Source organism: Antarcticimicrobium sediminis (genome assembly GCF_004348975.1).
Taxonomy (GTDB): Bacteria; Pseudomonadota; Alphaproteobacteria; order Rhodobacterales; family Rhodobacteraceae; genus Antarcticimicrobium; species Antarcticimicrobium sediminis.
The window spans coordinates 422,260-439,000 of sequence record NZ_SMFP01000001.1 but is presented as its reverse complement, the minus strand read 5'-3'; the positions used below and the strand labels follow the sequence as shown (position 1 = coordinate 439,000).

At 64.1% G+C, this 16,741-nt stretch carries 17 protein-coding genes; 5 read left to right on the top strand and 12 right to left on the bottom strand.

Annotated elements, in window-relative coordinates; genetic code table 11:
• Positions 1–96: 96 nt before the first annotated feature.
• From E1B25_RS02085 to E1B25_RS02055, 7 genes are all read right to left on the bottom strand, one after another.
• Positions 97–2,301, bottom strand: a complete 2,205-nt coding sequence (locus E1B25_RS02085) for a 3-hydroxyacyl-CoA dehydrogenase NAD-binding domain-containing protein (protein WP_132827014.1) — start codon at positions 2,299–2,301, stop codon at positions 97–99.
• A 24-nt stretch (positions 2,302–2,325) separates the two neighbouring features.
• The gene (locus E1B25_RS02080; RefSeq protein ID WP_132827013.1) at positions 2,326–3,537 is read right to left on the bottom strand and encodes an acetyl-CoA C-acetyltransferase; all 1,212 of its coding nucleotides are present in this window, start codon (positions 3,535–3,537) and stop codon (positions 2,326–2,328) included.
• 11 nt (positions 3,538–3,548) lie between these two features.
• Entirely contained in the window at positions 3,549–4,187 is a 639-nt protein-coding gene (locus E1B25_RS02075; protein ID WP_132827012.1) for a glutathione S-transferase family protein, read from the bottom strand.
• A 319-nt stretch (positions 4,188–4,506) separates the two neighbouring features.
• Positions 4,507–4,719 (bottom strand): hypothetical protein, encoded by a 213-nt coding sequence (locus E1B25_RS02070; protein WP_132827011.1) that lies wholly within the window; start codon positions 4,717–4,719, stop codon positions 4,507–4,509.
• Between the two features lie 55 nt (positions 4,720–4,774).
• Entirely contained in the window at positions 4,775–6,556 is a 1,782-nt protein-coding gene (locus E1B25_RS02065; protein WP_132827010.1) for an acyl-CoA dehydrogenase C-terminal domain-containing protein, read from the bottom strand.
• Positions 6,557–6,615: 59 nt separating this feature from the next.
• On the bottom strand, positions 6,616–7,017 hold the full coding sequence (locus E1B25_RS02060) for a MerR family transcriptional regulator (RefSeq protein ID WP_132827009.1): 402 nt from the start codon (positions 7,015–7,017) through the stop codon (positions 6,616–6,618).
• A gap of 273 nt (positions 7,018–7,290) precedes the next feature.
• Entirely contained in the window at positions 7,291–7,659 is a 369-nt protein-coding gene (locus E1B25_RS02055; RefSeq protein ID WP_132827008.1) for a MerR family transcriptional regulator, read from the bottom strand.
• Between the two features lie 122 nt (positions 7,660–7,781).
• On the opposite strand from E1B25_RS02055, the gene E1B25_RS02050 reads away from it, so the two are divergent.
• The 3 genes from E1B25_RS02050 to E1B25_RS02040 are packed head-to-tail and all read left to right on the top strand — an operon-like array spanning position 7,782 to position 10,053.
• Positions 7,782–8,201, top strand: coding sequence for a PaaI family thioesterase (locus tag E1B25_RS02050; RefSeq protein ID WP_132827007.1), 420 nt, complete (start codon positions 7,782–7,784; stop codon positions 8,199–8,201).
• A complete protein-coding gene (locus tag E1B25_RS02045) occupies positions 8,201–8,725 on the top strand; it encodes a PaaI family thioesterase (RefSeq protein ID WP_132827006.1) in 525 nt (174 codons plus the stop codon). The genes E1B25_RS02050 and E1B25_RS02045 overlap by 1 nt, the downstream gene beginning before the upstream one ends.
• Positions 8,722–10,053 (top strand): MATE family efflux transporter, encoded by a 1,332-nt coding sequence (locus E1B25_RS02040; protein ID WP_132827005.1) that lies wholly within the window; start codon positions 8,722–8,724, stop codon positions 10,051–10,053. The genes E1B25_RS02045 and E1B25_RS02040 overlap by 4 nt, the downstream gene beginning before the upstream one ends.
• Positions 10,054–10,203: 150 nt before the next feature.
• Here E1B25_RS02040 and arsC read toward each other — a convergent pair whose 3' ends face one another.
• The 3 genes from arsC to E1B25_RS02025 are packed head-to-tail and all read right to left on the bottom strand — an operon-like array spanning position 10,204 to position 11,938.
• Entirely contained in the window at positions 10,204–10,548 is a 345-nt protein-coding gene (gene arsC / locus E1B25_RS02035; RefSeq protein WP_132827004.1) for an arsenate reductase (glutaredoxin), read from the bottom strand.
• Positions 10,545–11,603, bottom strand: a complete 1,059-nt coding sequence (locus E1B25_RS02030; protein WP_132827003.1) for a quinone-dependent dihydroorotate dehydrogenase — start codon at positions 11,601–11,603, stop codon at positions 10,545–10,547. Before E1B25_RS02030 ends, arsC begins: the two co-directional genes overlap by 4 nt.
• Positions 11,600–11,938 (bottom strand): DUF952 domain-containing protein, encoded by a 339-nt coding sequence (locus E1B25_RS02025; RefSeq protein ID WP_132827002.1) that lies wholly within the window; start codon positions 11,936–11,938, stop codon positions 11,600–11,602. Before E1B25_RS02025 ends, E1B25_RS02030 begins: the two co-directional genes overlap by 4 nt.
• A 128-nt stretch (positions 11,939–12,066) precedes the next feature.
• Here E1B25_RS02025 and E1B25_RS02020 point away from each other — a divergent pair, with 128 nt between their 5' ends.
• Positions 12,067–13,641, top strand: coding sequence for a bifunctional metallophosphatase/5'-nucleotidase (locus tag E1B25_RS02020; protein WP_132827001.1), 1,575 nt, complete (start codon positions 12,067–12,069; stop codon positions 13,639–13,641).
• 61 nt (positions 13,642–13,702) lie between these two features.
• Here E1B25_RS02020 and E1B25_RS02015 read toward each other — a convergent pair whose 3' ends face one another.
• Positions 13,703–15,448, bottom strand: coding sequence for a tetratricopeptide repeat-containing sulfotransferase family protein (locus E1B25_RS02015; RefSeq protein WP_165937531.1), 1,746 nt, complete (start codon positions 15,446–15,448; stop codon positions 13,703–13,705).
• A 113-nt stretch (positions 15,449–15,561) separates the two neighbouring features.
• Here E1B25_RS02015 and E1B25_RS02010 point away from each other — a divergent pair, with 113 nt between their 5' ends.
• The gene (locus E1B25_RS02010) at positions 15,562–16,236 is read left to right on the top strand and encodes an SOS response-associated peptidase (protein WP_132826999.1); all 675 of its coding nucleotides are present in this window, start codon (positions 15,562–15,564) and stop codon (positions 16,234–16,236) included.
• Here the strand turns inward: E1B25_RS02010 and E1B25_RS02005 are convergent.
• Positions 16,233–16,715, bottom strand: coding sequence for a MarR family winged helix-turn-helix transcriptional regulator (locus E1B25_RS02005; RefSeq protein ID WP_132826998.1), 483 nt, complete (start codon positions 16,713–16,715; stop codon positions 16,233–16,235). The genes E1B25_RS02010 and E1B25_RS02005 overlap by 4 nt on opposite strands.
• Positions 16,716–16,741 lie beyond the last annotated feature (26 nt).

The following is a 16,741-nucleotide window of genomic DNA, read 5'->3' as shown; positions in this document are numbered from 1 at the left end:
TAACATCCGGTTTCACAGGCTTGGCACCCGGTCCCGGCATCGAAAAAGCCCGGCCCCACAGGGGGCCGGGCCGAAGTCATGCGTGTTTGAAGATGATCAGGCGGCGGTCTGCTTCTCTGGGCTGAAGCGGCCATAGAAGGTCTGGCCCTTGTCCGCCATCTCGCGCAGCAGTGGCGGGCAGGCGAAGCGTTCGCCGTATTTCGCTGCCAACTGGTCGCAACGCTCGGCGGCGTAGGGGGTGCCGATGATGTCGAGCCAGCTCAGCGGGCCACCCGACCAAGGAGCAAAGCCCCAAGCCAGGATCGCGCCCACGTCGCCCTCGCGGATGTCCATCAGAACGCCTTCTTCCAGCGCCCGAACCGCTTCCAGAACTTGCGAGAACATCAGCCGTTCCTGCACCTCGATCAGGTCGGGTTGCACGTCGGCCAGCGGATATTTCTCGGCCATGCCGGTCCAATAGCCGGTGCGCTTGCCCTTCTCGTCATAGTCAAAGAAGCCCGCCTTGGACTTGCGCCCCAGACGCCCCAGCTCCTCCAGCCAGAAGATCAGATCATCCGCCGGGCTGTCGGGATAGGCATCGCCCATCGCCGCCTTGGTCGCGCGCGCGATCTTGGCGCCCAGATCAATCGAGGTCTCGTCGTTGAGCTGCACAGGCCCCACCGGGAAGCCAAGCTGTTCGGCGGCATGATCGATCAGCGGCATGGCGACGCCCTCGGTGATCATCCGCAGACCTTCGTTGATATAGGGGATGATGCAGCGGTTGCAGTAGAAGAACCGCGCGTCATTCACCACGATCGGCGTCTTGCGGATCTGGCGCACGTAATCCAGCGCTTTGGCCACGGCCCGATCCCCGGTTTCCTTGCCCTTGATGATCTCGACCAGCAGCATTTTCTCGACCGGCGAGAAGAAGTGGATGCCGATGAACTGCTCGGGCCGCTTGCTGGCCTTGGCCAGATCGGTGATCGGCAGGGTCGAGGTGTTGGAAGCAAAGATGCAGTCTTCGGGAATGATCGCCTCGACCCGCTGGGTCATCTCGGCCTTGACTTTGGGATCCTCGAACACCGCCTCGATGATCAGATCACAGCCTTTGAGGTGATCCAGATCAGGGGTGGCGGTGATGCGGGACAGCATCGCCTCTTTCTTCTCGGCCGTCACCTTGCCGCGCTTCATCCCCTTGTCGAGGTACGCCTCGGTATAGGATTTGCCCTTGTCGGCGGCTGCTTGGTCACGGTCGATCAGCACGACCTCCATGCCCGCCTGCGCCGAGACCAGCGCAATGCCCGCGCCCATCATGCCGGCACCCAGAACGCCCAGCTTTTTCACCCGTTGATCGGGAATGTCCTTGGGCCGCACAGCGCCTTTCTCCAGCGCCTCCTTGTTCAGGAACAGCGACCGGATCATCGCGCCCGACGATGGGTTCATCAGCACATGGGTGAACCAGCGCGCCTCGATCTTCAGCGCGGTGTCGAAATCGACCAGCGCGCCTTCATAGACCGCCGACAGCAGCGCCTTGGGCGCAGGGAACGCGCCCTTGGTCTTGCCGTTGACCATGGCATTGGCGCCAACAAAGGTCATGAAGCCCGCCGGGTGATAGGGAGCGCCGCCGGGCATCTTGTAGCCCTTGGCATCCCATGGTTTGACGATATCAGCGTCCTTGGCGTTCAACACCCACTCTTTCGCGGCGGCGAGCGGGTCGGTGACCACCTCGTCGATCAGCCCAGCGGATTTCGCCTTGGCCGGCTCCACCATCTTGCCTTCCAGCAGGAAGGGCGAGGCCGCCATCGCGCCCAGTTTGCGCGCCAGCCGGGTGGTGCCACCGGCCCCGGGGAAGATGCCGATCAGGATTTCGGGCAGGCCGATCCGCGCCTTGGGATTATCGGCGACAAAGATGCGATGGGTCGCCAGCGGCAGTTCAAGCCCGATACCGGCTGCGGTGCCGGGCAGGGCGGCAGCGATCGGTTTGCCGCCCTTCTTGGTCTTGCGGTCCATGCCGGCAAGTTCGATTTTTCGCAGCAGGGCGTGCATCTGCATGATGCCGTCGAACACACCGCGCGCCGGATCGTCGCCCGCGTCGTCCTTCATCTTGGCCAGCAGGTTAAGATCCATGCCACCGGCGAAAGAGCCCTCCTTGCCCGAGGTGATGACGATCCCCTTGATGGCGTCATCGGCCAGCGCATCATCGATGCAGGCCTCCAACTCGGCCAGCCCGTCGAAGGACATCACGTTCATCGACTTGCCCGGTACGTCCCAAGTGATGGTGGCGACGCCGTCTGCGTCTTTGGTCAGGGTAAATTCAGCCATATTTCCAGTCTCCCGTTCCGTCGCTTACACGCGCTCGATGATGGTGGCCGCGCCCATGCCCGACGCGATACAAAGGGTGGCAAGACCCACCTGCTTGTCCTGACGCTCCAATTCATCCAGCACGGTGCCGATGATCATCGCGCCGGTGGCGCCCAGCGGGTGGCCGAACGCGATGGCACCGCCGCCGACATTGACCTTGGAGGCGTCCACGTCAAACGCCTGCATGAAGCGCAGCACGACGGCGGCAAAGGCTTCGTTGACCTCGAACAGGTCGATGTCGCCGATCTCCATGCCGTTGTCCTTGAGGATCTTCTCGGTCACCGGCACCGGGCCGGTCAGCATGATGGTGGGATCGGTGCCGATCTTGGCGGTGGCCTTGATCCGGGCGCGGGGCTTGAGCCCGTATTTCTCGCCGAATTCCTTGTTGCCGATCAGCACGGCGGCAGAGCCGTCGACGATGCCGCTGGAATTGCCCGCGTGGTGCACGTGGTTGATCTTTTCCATATGCGGGTATTTCAGCAGCGCGATCTTGTCGAAGCCCGGCATCTGCTCGCCCATCATCTGGAACGAGGGATTGAGCGCGCCGAGCGTCTGCATGCTGGTTTCCGGGCGCATGTATTCGTCCCGATCCAGAATAGCCAACCCGTTCTGGTCGCGTACCGTGATCACCGACTTGGCAAAGCGGTCCTCGTCCCAGGCGACCTTGGCGCGGCGCTGGCTTTCCACCGCCAGTGCATCCACATCCGCGCGGCTAAAGCCATATTCGGTGGCGATGATGTCCGCCGAAATCCCCTGCGGCACAAAATAGCTGTCCATCGCCAGCGTCGGGTCCACCGCGATGGCGGCGCCGTCGCTGCCCATGGCGACACGGCCCATCATTTCCACACCACCGGCGATATAGGCAGCGCCAGCGCCGCCCTTGATCTGGTTTGCGGCAAGGTTCACCGCCTCCATTCCGCTGGCGCAGAACCGGTTGATCGCCAGCCCGGGGATCGATTCATCAAGATCCGAGGCCAGAACGGCGGAGCGTGCCAGGCAGCCGCCCTGTTCCATCACCTGGGTGACATTGCCCCAGATCACATCCTCGACCGCGTGGCCGTCGAGATTGTTGCGCTCCTTGAGCGCGTTCAGCGTCAGCGCGGACAGCCGCAACGAGGTTACCTCGTGCAGGGCGCCGTCCTTGCGGCCCTTGCCGCGCGGGGTGCGCAACGCGTCATAAATATAAGCATCTGTCATGGGTCGTCTCCTTATGCGCGGTCCGACGGGTTGCCGGGCATCAGATCATAGGGGTGTTTCCAGCCGGGCTGCTCGGAAAGCCGCGTCAGCCAGGCGTCGATATGGGGCCACTCGGCCCGCTCGAACCCAAAGGGCTCGGGATAATACAGATAGCCGCAACAGCTCAGATCGGCGTTGGTGATACCATCGCCAACGATCCAGTCGCGGCCCTCAAGATGGGCGTTCAGCACATGATAGGCGGCCTTGAGACGGCCCAGGTTGAACCCGATCACCTCGGCCGGGCGCTTGTCCTCGGGCAGGAAATTCATCAGGAACCGGGTCATGCCCGCCTGCGAACTGAGCTTGTGATTGTCCCACAGAACCCAGCGCAGAACCTCATAGCGCTCGGCGTCACTCGCGCCGCCGAACTTGCCGGATTTGTCGGTGACATATTGCTGAATCACGCCCGACTGGCTGAGGTGAAACTCACCGTCCACCATCACCGGAGCTTCGCCCAAGGCGTTGATGTTATTGCGATACTCCGGCGCGCGGGTCTCGCCGTTGAAGAAATCGACATAGACCGGCTCCCACGCCAGCCCGCTGAACTGCAACGCCAGCGCCGCCTTGTAGGAATTTCCGCTTTCGCCGAAACAATAAAGTTTGATGGTCATCTTTCAGGCCCTCCCCAGGCGCGATTGGCTGCTGTCGGAATTGAGTATTTGCAACAAGAAGAAGCAGAAGGCACCGCCCCCCGGTAACGAGGGCTTAACGAAGATCGGCGCATCCTGCCCCCGCGGTACAGGCTGGAGAGCCGATGACCGCACAAGGAGAAGCCCCGCCGTCCCGCCCTGTCGCGCCCCAGCAGGATGGGTGCCGGATGGCGGGGTGCTCCGGGTCGCTTCTTCTTGTTCAAAATACTCCCGCCGGAGGCTTCCAAGCTCAATGCCCGGGTGCTTCGCTGCAACATTATGATCCTCCCCCGTCGCGCCCTCACCGTTTTCGTGCGTCCAACTCGGAATTGAACTGGCGCAGCCGGTGCCCCAGACGCTCGTCATCAATAACGGCGTCGAAATTCTCGAACAGGAACGACAGCGCTTCGCCCTCGTCGAGCCCGGCCTCGGCGGCAAAGGTTTTAAGCCGCCGGTAGCCGTCTTCGGTCATGGCGGCGGGAAAGCGTCGGGTCAGGCGGAATCGTTTGGGCATCGGGTCTCCTCCGGTCGCAACGGGGTCCGGGCACTGGCCCGGACCCCCGAAAGGTTCAGAACTGCGCGGCGTCGAGCCCCATCACCGTATCTGCGCCGCTCTCGATGCGGCTCAGGTGCAGGGCGGTGGCGGGCAGGCGGCGCGCCATATAATAGCGCCCCGTCATCAGTTTGGTCTCATAAAAGGCAGCATCCGCGCCCCCGTCCGCCAGCGCGGCATTGGCCGCCTTGGCCATCCGCGCCCACATCAGGCCAAGGCAGACATGGCCGAACATATGCATGAAGTCATAAGACCCCGAGAGCGCGTTGTTGGGGTTCTTCATGCCGTTCTGCATGAAATACATCCCCGCCGCCTGCAGATCCTTGGAGGCATTTTTCAGCGGCTCGATAAAGTCGCGGTCATACTCCGCATCGCTGCCGCTGTTGTCCTTGCAGAAGCTTTTCACCATGTCGAAGAAGGCCATCACGTGCTTGCCGCCGTCCTGCGCCAGCTTGCGGCCGACCAGATCCAGCGCCTGCACCCCGTTGGCGCCCTCGTAGATCATCGCGATGCGGGCGTCGCGGGTATACTGCGACATGCCCCATTCCTCGATATAGCCATGGCCGCCATAGACCTGTTGCGCCTGCACGGTCATGTCATAGCCCTGATCGGTGAGAAAACCCTTGATCACCGGGGTCATCAGCGACACCAGCCCATCGGCCGCCGCATCGCCGCCGCGATGGGCCTGATCGATCAGCATCGCACCCCAAAGGATAAAGGCGCGGGCGCCCTCGGCAAAGCTTTTCTGATCCATCAGGCTGCGGCGGATGTCGGGATGCACGATCAGCGGATCGGCCGGCCCGTCCGGGTTCTTGACGCCGGTGACGTCGCGGCCCTGGAGGCGGTCCTTGGCATAGATCACCGCGTTCTGATAGGCGGCCTCGGCCTGGGCCAGCCCCTGCATGCCGACGCCGATCCGGGCCTCGTTCATCATGGTGAACATGGCGCGCATGCCCTTGTGTTCCTGCCCGAGCAGGTAGCCCACCGCGCCGTCATAGTTCATCACGCAGGTGGAGTTGCCGTGGATCCCCATCTTTTCCTCGATCTTGCCGACCGAGACGGCGTTGCGCTCGCCAAGGCTGCCATCCTCGTTGACCTGAACTTTCGGTACGATGAACAGCGAGACACCTTTGATCCCGTCGGGGCCGCCGGGGATCTTGGCCAGCACCAGATGGATGATGTTCTCGGCCATGTCGTGATCGCCAGCCGAGATGAAGATCTTCTGCCCGGTGACGCGATAGCTGCCGTCACCCTGCGGTTCGGCCTTGGTGCGCATCAGCCCCAGATCGGTGCCGCAATGGGGTTCGGTCAGGTTCATGGTGCCGGTCCATTCACAGGACACCATTTTCGGCAGATAGGTGGCTTTTTGCGCGTCCGAGCCATGAGCGAGGATGGCGCTGGCGGCGCCATGGGTCAGGCCCTGATACATGGTAAAGGCCTGGTTGGCAGCCGAGAACATCTCGCCCACGGCGGTGCCGATCACATAGGGCATGTTCTGGCCGCCGAACTCTTCGGGCATATCAAGCCCGGGCCAGCCGCCCGCCTTGACCTGCTCGAACGCCGCCTTGAACCCGGTGGGGGTATAGACCACACCGTTTTCATGCCGACAGCCCTCGGTGTCTCCGACCATGTTCAGCGGGTGCAGCACCCCGGAGCTGATCTTGCCAGCCTCTTCCAGAATGGCGTTGGTGAAATCGGCTTCCAGATCCTGATAGCCGGGAATGTCGCTCTTGGTCACGGCGAGCACATCGTGCAGGATGAACTGCATATCCTTGGTGGGTGCGGTATAGCTGGGCATGTCGGGCCTCCCTCAGAATTTCGGTATGGTCGGTATGGGGTGTATCAGGTCGGGCGGGTCTATTCGGCCGCCTTGCGGGTTTCGGTCATCGAAGCAATCACGCGCTCGCCCCATTTAAGCTGCGCTTGCAGGTCGGTGATCGCGTGGTCCAGTTCGGCGCGCTGGTTCTCCATGTCGCTCAGTCGGTCGCGTGCGATGTCATAGGTGCGCGACAACTGGGTCAACTGCTGGTCGCCGACATAATACAGATCAAGCAACTGGCGGATCTCTTCGAGGCTGAAGCCAAAGCGTTTGCCGCGCAGGATCAGCTTCAGCCGGGCGCGGTCACGTTTGGTGAACAGCCGCTTCTGACCCTGACGTTCGGGGAACAGCAGCTCTTTTGATTCGTAAAACCGCAGCGTGCGCGGGGTCACGTCATAGGCATCGCACATCTCGCGGATCGTCATCAGCTTTTTTGTCATCTTCGGTCTCTCGACGTCGGGGGCGCGCAGGTTTCTCTGTCTGGCTGGTCTCTCTGCCTGAGATCTGTGCGGTCATGGGCCAGCATACAACAAGATGTTGACGTTTACGTAACCCATACGTTGCGTCACTTTCGTCGTGACGTGAGATCACGGCGCCGATCCGGAAACGGGGAAGGCCATGCCGACGGATCCAGCGCTTTCACACTGAATTCGTTCATGAAATTCTGGAAATGGGCGCTTGCTGCGGCCCGGGGGCTGGCCCGGTGCTGTGGCTCAGGCCAAGCTGCGCAGGATGTCTTTGCGCAGCTGCGCCAACTCGCTCAGCGCCTCTTCGGTCTGGACCTGCTGCTCCTGCAGGGCCTTGGTCTGGCGATCGGCCATCTCGATAAAGGCGGCAAGCTGCGCCTGCGTGCCCTCGTTTTCATAGATCAGCAGCCACTGGCGAATTTCTTCAAGCTGAAAGCCGAACTTGCGGCCGCGCATGATCAAGGTCATGCGGGCCCGCTCGCGCGGGCCATAGTAACGGGACCGTCCCTCGCGCTCGGGCGTCAAAAGCTCGATATACTCGTAATACCTCAAGGTGCGCGGAGTCACATCGAACTCAGTGCACATTTCCTTGAACGACAACCGATCATCAGACATTCATCTTTCTCCCACGCGGCGCAACTTATGGCGACGTCGCGGCAAGCGCAATGCCCCCGGGGCTTGCACTTGGCGCATGGGGCGGATGATATAGACCCAAAGCCGAGACAGGAGCATTCCCCGTGATCGACAAGGTCAAAATAGCGCGACAATTCATCGAAGCGGTCCCGCATGCCAGCGCGCTGGGCATGGAGCTGAGCGAGATTGATGACGGGCGTGCGGTAATCAGCATGCCCTATGACAAGCGCCTTGTGGGCGATCCCGAAACCGGGGTGATCCATGGCGGCGCGGTCTCGGCGATGATGGATACCTGCTGTGGTGCGGCGGTGATGAGCCACCCGTCCGCCCCCGGCGGTACCGCCACCATCGACCTGCGCATCGACTATATGCGCGCGGCCACTCCGGGGCAGCGCATCACCACCACCGCCACCTGCTATCATATCACCCGCAGCGTCGCCTTTGTCCGTGCCACCGCAGTGGACGATGATGCCGACCGCCCCGTTGCCACCGCAACCGGCACCTTTACCGTGGAGAAACGCTGATGGCCCGTCCCCGTCCGGAACCGATCCAGGTGGTCAAACAGCGCCGCGACTCGGCGCTCAAGGCGCTGGTCGACGCGGTGCCCTATATCCGCTTTCTCGGCATCGAGTTCGATCGCCGCGGCGATGAGCTGACCGCCGTTCTGAATTACGACGACAAGCTGATCGGCAACCCGTTTCTGCCCGCGCTGCACGGCGGCGCCACGGCGGCCTTTCTGGAGGTGACGGCGATCATTGCGCTGGGCTGGGCGCAGGTCTGGCCGCAGATCGAAAGCGGCGCGCTGGATCCGCAGGACATGGCCGCAGGCAGATTGCCGCGGATGCCGAAGACGATTGATTTCACGGTCGATTACCTGCGCTCGGGCTTGCCGCGCGACGCCTATGCACGGGCGACGATCAACCGCTCGGGGCGCCGCTATGCCTCGGTTCAGGTGGCGGCCTGGCAGGACCATCATGACAAGCTGTATGCCCAGGCGACGGGCCATTTCCTGATGGCGCCACCACCGCCGACGGACGAGACCGCGTGACGCAGACCACCCCCGTGCCGCTGGGGGAGATCACCCACACCCGGGTGCTGCGTATCGCGATCCCCATCGTATTGTCGAATATCACCGTGCCGGTGCTGGGCGCGGTCGATACCGGTGTGGTTGGCCAACTGGGTCTGCCCGGCCCGATCGGGGCGGTGGGTCTGGGGGCGATCATCCTCTCAGCGGTTTATTGGATCTTCGGATTTCTGCGCATGGGGACCGTGGGTCTGACCAGTCAGGCGCTGGGCGCGGGGGATCGGGGCGAGGTCTCGGCCCTGCTGACCCGGGCGCTGCTGATCGGTGTGGCGGGCGGCGCGGCGCTGATCGTGTTGCAGGTGCCGCTGTTCTGGGCGGCGCTGCGCGCGGCCCCCGCCACGGCCGAGGTCGAGGCGCTGAGCACCGGCTATATGCGGGTGCGGATCTGGTCGGCCCCGGCGGCCATCGCGATCTATGGCATCACCGGCTGGCTGATCGCGCAGGAACGGACCCGCGCGGTGCTGCTGTTGCAGCTTTGGATGAACGGGCTGAACATCGTGCTCGACCTGTGGTTCGTGCTTGGGCTGGACTGGGGCGTGCAGGGCGTGGCCATCGCCACCTTTCTCGCCGAATGGTCGGGGCTGGCGCTGGGGCTGTGGTTCTGCCGCGCCGCCTTTGCCCGGCCCGGCTGGCGCGATCCGGCGCTGGTGTTCGAACCGGCCCGGCTCAAGCACATGATGGCGGTGAACGGGGATATCCTGATCCGGTCCTTGCTGTTGCAGGCGATGTTCGTCAGCTTTCTGTTCATCGGCTCAAGCTTTGGCGACGTGACGCTGGCGGCCAATCAGGTGCTGATGCAGTTCCTGACCTTTTCCGCCTTTGCGCTTGATGGGTTCGCCTTTACCGCCGAGACGCTGGTGGGGCAGGCGATGGGCGCGCGCGCGCGCGACCGGATTCGCCGCGCGGCGCTGATGACTGGCGGCTGGGGGCTGGGCAGCGTGCTGGTGCTGTCCCTGGTCTTTGCCACCGCGGGCGGTGCGATCATTGACCTGATGACCACCGCGCCCGAGGTCCGGGTGCAGGCGCGCGGTTTTCTGGCCTATGCGGTCGCGGCCCCACTGGCCGGTGTGGCGGCCTTCATGCTGGACGGGATCTTCATCGGTGCCACCGCGTCGCGGGACATGCGCAACATGATGGCGGTCAGCTTTGCCATCTATGCCGCGGCACTGGCCCTGCTGGTGCCGACGTTGGGCAATCACGGGCTATGGCTGGCGCTGTTGATTTCATTCGTCGCGCGCGCGGTCACGCTTGGGCTGCGCTATCCGGCGTTGGAGGCGCGGGCATCCGGGTAGGAGCCCCGGATCTTACCGCGGCGTCGAGGCGGTGGGGTTTGCAGGTTGAGTATTTGCAACAAGAAGAAATGAGTATTTGAAACAAGAAGAAGCTGCCACGGAAGGACGTGGCGCGCGCGGCTCTGCCTGACGTCTGCGCGTCAATCGGGGTCAGAGCAGCTGCAACACCTTTTCCGGCGGGCGGCCGATGACGGCGCGGTTGCCCGAGATCGCCAGCGGCCGTTCGATCAGGATCGGATGATCCGCCATCGCGGCCATCAGCCGGGCGTCGTCATCACTTTTGGACAAGCCGAGGTCCTTGAACAGCGCCTCGCCGGGGCGCATCATCTCGATCACCGGCGGCATGCCAAGCGCAGCGCGGGCGGCGGCGAGCTCTGCGGCGCTGGGGGCGTCCTCAAGATAGCGCCGGACCTGAATCTCGGCGCCGCGCTCTTGCAGCAGCGCCAGAGCCTGACGCGATTTCGAACAGCGCGGGTTGTGCCAGTATTCGATCATAGCCACTCCTCTCGGCTGCTGCCGACGGCCTCGGCGACGTTTGCGAACCCGTCCCGCGCCAGCAAGGCGTCGAGCCCGGCGGTGATCTCGCGCACCAGGCTCATGCCCTGATAGACCAGCGCGGTATAAAGCTGCACGGCGCTGGCCCCGGCGCGGATCTTGGCATAGGCCTGCTCGGGTGAAGAAATGCCGCCGACCCCGATCAGCGGGATCTGCCCCTCGGTCAGGGCGCTGAGGCGCGCCAACACGCGGGTGGATTTTTCAAACAGCGGCGCACCAGAAAGCCCGCCGGCCTCGTCCCGTTGCGCGCTGCTCAGCCCGTCGCGCGACAGCGTGGTATTGGTGGCGATGATGGCGTCCACGCGGCTGGCGCGCGCCACATCGGCGATATCGGCCAGCTCGGCCTCGCTTAGATCCGGCGCGATCTTGAGAAACACCGGGATCGGGCGCGCCAGCGCATCGCGTGCCGCCATCACCCCCGCCAGCAGCGCCGAGAGCGCCGCCTTGCCCTGCAGATCGCGCAGCTTCTCGGTATTGGGAGAGGAGACATTGACGGTCGCAAAATCCAGATGTGCGCCGCAATGGGCCAGCACCCGGGCGAAATCGCCGGCGCGGTCGTCGCTGTCCTTGTTGGCGCCCAGATTGAGGCCGATCACCGCGTCTTTCGGGCGCGTTGCCAGCCGCGCAGCGATCACCTCCATGCCGTCGTTGTTGAAGCCGAAGCGGTTGATCGCGGCGCGGTCCCCGGTCAGGCGGAACAGGCGCGGTTTCGGGTTGCCGGGCTGTGGGCGCGGGGTGGCCGCGCCAACCTCGATAAACCCGAAGCCGCAGCGGGACAACGCGGACAGCACTTCGGCGTTTTTGTCATAGCCCGCCGCCAGACCAACCGGGTTGGGTAGTGCGATTCCCGCAAGGTTTGTGCGCAGGCGCGGCGAGGTGAGGGGGCCGGGGGCGGGCACCAGACCCATCTTCAGCGCCTTGATCGACAGCCCATGCGCGATCTCGGGGTCGACCCGGTGCAACAGCGCCAGCCCGGCCTTTTCCACCAGCGTCACGCCATCCCCTCCGGAAAACGATGCGCGCCGTCCTTTAGCAGCAGTGGCTTGGCCCAAAGCACATCTGTTAGCCGCAACGTGCGATACAGATGCGGGAATTTCGCACCGCCGCGCGAGACCTCCCATTTCAGGGCGTCCCCCAGCGCGGCACTGTCGCAGGCCAGCAGCATCAGCCCCTCGGCCCCGGCGAAATGTTTGGCGGCGGTCTCGGCGGCCTGTCCGGCGGTCGAGAAATGGACAAAGCCATCGGCCTTGTCGATCGGCGCGCCCTCGGTCTCGCCCGCCTGTTGCAGGCTGGCCCATTCGTCGGCGCGGAATATCTTGTAAATCAGCATGCTCGCGGTGATGCCCCGACGGGGCGGTGGAATCAAGCGTGATCCGCCGCGCAGGGGTGGGCGAATCTTTGACACGAACGCCGCGGCAGAGCAGCATTGCCCTGAATTTTCACCAGGGAGATTTTGCCATGACAATGCGCTTTATCACTCCGCTCGCGGCGCTGGCCCTCAGCGCGGGCGCGGCGGCGGCCGATTATCAACTGACCATTTTGCATACCAACGATTTTCACGCCCGGTTCGAGCCGATCAGCAAATACGACAGCGGCTGCTCGGCCGAGGATAATACCGCGGGCAAATGCTTTGGCGGCTCTGCCCGGCTGGTCTCGGCCGTGGCCGAGGCGCGGGCACGTTCAAACAATTCGATCCTTGTCGATGGTGGCGACCAGTTTCAGGGCACGCTGTTCTATACCTATTACAAGGGCAAGGTCGCGGCCGAGATGATGACCAAGCTGGGCTATGACGCGATGACCGTGGGCAACCACGAATTCGACGACGGGCCAGAGGTGCTGCGCGGGTTCATGGATACGGTCGGCTTTCCGGTGCTGATGTCGAATGCGGATTACTCTGGCGAGGCGCATCTGGCGGGCAAGCTGTTGAAATCCACGGTGATCGAGCGCGGCGGCGAAAAGCTGGGGCTGATCGGGCTGACGCCCGAGAATACCGATGAATTGGCCAGCCCCGGGGCCAATGTGCAGTTCAGCGATCCGGTGCCCGCCGTACAGGGCGAGGTTGACCGGCTGATTGCGCAGGGCGTCAACAAGATCATCGTGCTTAGCCATTCCGGGTATCGCGTCGATCAGCGCGTCGCCGCCGAGACCACCGGCGTCGATGTGATCGTGGGCGGGCATACCAACACCTATCTCAGCAATGTCTCGGACCGGGCGGTCGGCCCCTATCCGACCATGGTCAACGGCGTGGCGATCGTATCGGCCTATGCCTATGGCAAGTTTCTGGGCGAGTTGAACGTGACCTTTGACGATGCCGGCACATTGATCGAGGCGCGTGGCGAGCCTTTGATCATGGATGCGGGCGTGAGTGAGGACGGCGCCACCGTCGCGCGCATTGCTGAGCTGGCCCAACCGCTGGAGCAGATCCGGCAACAGGTGGTGGCCGAGACCCTCGAAGCCGTCGAGGGCAGCGGAGCGGTGTGTCGGGTTCAGGAATGCGCGATGGGCAATCTGGTCGCCGATGCGATGCTGGACCGGGTCGCCGCCCAGGGCGCGCGCATTGCCATCGCCAATTCCGGCGGGCTCAGGGCGGGCATTGACGCGGGCGAGGTGACGATGGGCGAGGTGCTGACAGTGCTGCCGTTCCAGAACACGTTGTCGACCTTCGAGATCACGGGCCAAGGTCTGATCGACGCGCTGGAGAATGGCGTCAGCCAGGTTGAAGAGGTGGCCGGTCGCTTTCCGCAGGTGGCGGGCATGAGTTTTACATGGGATCCCGCCGCGCCGGTGGGGGCGCGGATTTCCGACGTGAGGCTTTCCAGCGATGATGGCCCTGTGCCGCTTGATCCGGGCGCGACCTATCTGGCGGTGACCAACAACTATGTCCGCAATGGCGGCGATGGCTACAAGATGTTCTCAGGCGATGACAAGAACGCCTATGACTTTGGCCCGGATCTGGCGGATGTGACGGCCGAATATCTTGCCGCGCACGCGCCCTATCAGCCCTATACCGATGGGCGGATCACGCGGAAGTAAAACGTGATGGGGGGCCGGGGGGCAGAGCGCGCCCCGGTTGATGTTCGGGTCGAGGCTGGGCTTACCTCTCCAGCCCCGGCCAGAGCGCCGGGTCGAGGCCCGCGATGAACGGGGCCAGTGCCGCTTCGTGCTCACGCCACCGACCGACCGACTTGCGGTGCACCGGCTGGCGTACTTGCCCGGCGCTGAGGGTCAGGACCGCGGCTTCGGTCTGCTCGGGCCGTGCCATTTGCGCCGCCCAGTCCAATCCGCAATAGCTGGCCAGCGTGCGGCTGGCGGCCTCGGGATCGGCGGTCATGTCTTCATAGGACAGATCAAGGATCTGCCCCGGCAGCAGCCGGTGCCAGAACGCCATGATCTCGGCGTAGAGGTTGAAGCGATGCGCCATCGCGCGCAGGTCATAAGTGTAGTTCAGCGCGCGGCCCGAGAAATGCCCGCGCCACATCGACAGCGCCACATCGCGCGGATCGCGGCGCAAATGTACGAAACGCGCCTCGGGATGTACGGTCTTCAGAAATCCGATCAGCCGGTAGTTCTCGGGCATCTTGTCGGTGTAGGCGGCGATCCCCTCGGGCAGGGCAGGGCGCATCCGCTGTTCCTTGTCCAGATAGACCGCGATTTCATCCGCGCCAAAGGGGGTACCCGCCTCGATCAGCGGATACAGCAGTCGCCCGGCCGTGATTTGTTCGCCCAAGGCCTGCACATCGGGATGCGCGCCCAGCATCGTTTCGGCCAGCGTTGTGCCCGAGCGTGGCAGCCCCAGCACATAAATCGGCCGGATCGGCTGCTTTGCTCCGGTCTCCGCGGGTGGGGCGGCAAAACGATCCATGATCGCGCGGTTCAGCGCGCTGTCGCGGATCGCGTCATAGGGCAGCACGCGGGCCATATCGCGGTTGGCATCGTTCAGATAGCGCGCCTCGGTCCCGGTATCGCCCGCCTGCTGGGCGATCCGGGCGAGCGCGAAATTCAGGCTGGCGCGGTCTTGATGGCGGGTCCCCACATGTTTCAACGCCGCGCGCGCGGCTTTGGAGAGCGCGGCGTTCTCCTCGCGGCTTTGCAGCGTCGCCAACTGTTCGATCGCCTCGGAATTCTGCGGCTCCAACGTCAGGATCTGGCGATATTCGTCCAGCGCGGCGGCCGGGTCGCCGGTTTCGACATAGCTTGCGGCCAGACGCATGCGCGCGCCGATGTGGGCCGGGGCCAATCGCACCGCGCGACGGGCGGCATCCTGCGCCGCGTCGTAGCGGGTCTGACGTGCCAGCGGCAGGCTGATATTGACCAGCGTGTCGACATTGTTGGGATCAAGCGCAAGCGCGGCCTCGAAATCCTCCAGCGCCAGATCGGTCAGGCCCAGCGTCGTGCGCAGCACGCCGCGCAGGTTGAAGGTGCGCGGCTGGCGCGGCGCCAGGTCGATGGCACGTGTGGCGGCGGCTTCGGCGGCTTCGGTCTGGCCCAAATTGGCCAGCGCCTGCGCCTGAAGATAGTGCGCCCCTTCGTCCCCGGGGGTGTTCGTGACCATACGCTCAAGCAGCTTCAACGCCTTTTCCGGCATGTCGAGCAGGATCAGGGTCTGTGCCATGTTGCGTTGCGCATCGACAAATTTCGGGTCGAGCCGGATCGCCTTTTGGAACATCGCGATCGCCGCGCGTTGCTGTCCAAGACCGCACATCGCCAGCCCCGCCAGATTGGCAAAGCGCGGATCTTTGGGGTACCGGGCCATGGCGGGTTTGACGGTTTTCAGCGCCGCCTTGTACTCTGCGCGCATAAGCTGGGTCTGGGCTGTCGTGAATGGGGCGTTTTGTGTCATGAAACAGGTACATAAATCGGTTGCTGACAGGTGCAATCCAGTTTGTGCAAACAGAGCGGACATGGCGCAACTCGGCACCACCACGGTTTGCGATCTGAGCAGAGGGGGATGATATGTGTGGACGGCTCGCGGTGACCCTGCCCGGTGAAGCGATGGCGCGGATTTTTGCGGCGCAGCCCGCGAACGATCTGCCAGCGGTTCCCAACTTCAACGTCTGTCCGACGACCCCGGTGCATGTGGTGCGGGCGGGGGATAGCGGTCGTCGCTTGCTGGCGATGCGCTGGGGGTTCCTGCCGCAGTGGTACAAGACCCCCTCAGACGGGCCGCTGCTGATCAACGCCCGCGCCGAGACCCTGGCCGAGAAACCTGCCTTTCGCGCCGCCTGTCGCGACCGGCGCTGCATCGTGGTCGCGAGCGGGTTCTTTGAGTGGACCAAAACCGACGAGGGGCAGCGCCTGCCTTGGTACATGACCCGGTGCGACGGTGCACCGCTGGCCTTTGGCGCGGTCTGGCAGGATTGGGGCGCGCCCGATCCGCAGCCCAGTTGCGCCATTGTCACCACCAAGGCCAACGTGGCGCTGTCGGGGATCCACCACCGTATGCCCCTAGTGCTTGAGGCCGCCGATTGGCCGCTTTGGCTGGGCGAGGCCGGGCGCGGGGCGGCCCGGTTGATGCGACCCGCCGGGGAACAGGTGCTTGCGTTCCACCGGGTCGGGACGGCGGTGAATTCCAATCGGGCAACGGGGGCAGATCTGATCGCGCCGTTGGATCTGCCGGAGCGCGACTAGTCCCGCGGACGCGTGGGGCGGGCGGCGGGGGTTTTCATCGGCGCGCGGCTGTTGCCATTGCCCGCCAGCGTGGCCTTTTTCAACAGCTTGAGGAAAAGCTCTGCCTCGTCCGGGTCGAGCCCGGCCAGGATATCGGGTTGCAGCGCATTCACATGCGGGCGCACCTGCCGCAACAGCGCGGCGCCCTCGGCGGTCAGCGTAAGGTCCTTGGCGCGCCGGTCACTGCGCGAGGTTGTCCGTCGCACCAGCCCGCGCGAATCCAGCCGGTCGATGACCTTGCCCAGCGTGGCGCGGTCATAGGCCACCAGCCCGGCCACCGTGGCTTGGTCGATGCTGGGATGGTCCCGGATCGCGCTGAGCGCGGCATATTGCACCGGGGTCAGGTTCAGTCCGGCCTGTGCCATCCGGTCCATGAAAAGGGCCACGGAAATCTGGTTGAGCCGTCGGATCAGGTGCCCCGGAGTTGACTGGATATCCATATTGCCTCCGGTTGTGTGGGCCGGGA

Excerpts from the sequence above, each read along its gene's own strand:
- E1B25_RS02085 (WP_132827014.1), bottom strand. The coding sequence starts at position 2,301 with ATGGCTGAATTTACCCTGACCAAAGACGCAGACGGCGTCGCCACCATC.
- E1B25_RS02055 (WP_132827008.1), bottom strand. The coding sequence starts at position 7,659 with ATGTCTGATGATCGGTTGTCGTTCAAGGAAATGTGCACTGAGTTCGAT.
- E1B25_RS02005 (WP_132826998.1), bottom strand. The coding sequence starts at position 16,715 with ATGGATATCCAGTCAACTCCGGGGCACCTGATCCGACGGCTCAACCAG.
- arsC (WP_132827004.1), bottom strand. The coding sequence starts at position 10,548 with ATGATCGAATACTGGCACAACCCGCGCTGTTCGAAATCGCGTCAGGCT.
- E1B25_RS02025 (WP_132827002.1), bottom strand. The coding sequence starts at position 11,938 with ATGCTGATTTACAAGATATTCCGCGCCGACGAATGGGCCAGCCTGCAA.
- E1B25_RS02065 (WP_132827010.1), bottom strand. The coding sequence starts at position 6,556 with ATGCCCAGCTATACCGCACCCACCAAGGATATGCAGTTCATCCTGCAC.
- E1B25_RS02020 (WP_132827001.1), top strand. The coding sequence starts at position 12,067 with ATGACAATGCGCTTTATCACTCCGCTCGCGGCGCTGGCCCTCAGCGCG.
- E1B25_RS02010 (WP_132826999.1), top strand. The coding sequence starts at position 15,562 with ATGTGTGGACGGCTCGCGGTGACCCTGCCCGGTGAAGCGATGGCGCGG.
- E1B25_RS02075 (WP_132827012.1), bottom strand. The coding sequence starts at position 4,187 with ATGACCATCAAACTTTATTGTTTCGGCGAAAGCGGAAATTCCTACAAG.
- E1B25_RS02080 (WP_132827013.1), bottom strand. The coding sequence starts at position 3,537 with ATGACAGATGCTTATATTTATGACGCGTTGCGCACCCCGCGCGGCAAG.
- E1B25_RS02070 (WP_132827011.1), bottom strand. The coding sequence starts at position 4,719 with ATGCCCAAACGATTCCGCCTGACCCGACGCTTTCCCGCCGCCATGACC.
- E1B25_RS02045 (WP_132827006.1), top strand. The coding sequence starts at position 8,201 with ATGGCCCGTCCCCGTCCGGAACCGATCCAGGTGGTCAAACAGCGCCGC.
- E1B25_RS02015 (WP_165937531.1), bottom strand. The coding sequence starts at position 15,448 with ATGACACAAAACGCCCCATTCACGACAGCCCAGACCCAGCTTATGCGC.
- E1B25_RS02060 (WP_132827009.1), bottom strand. The coding sequence starts at position 7,017 with ATGACAAAAAAGCTGATGACGATCCGCGAGATGTGCGATGCCTATGAC.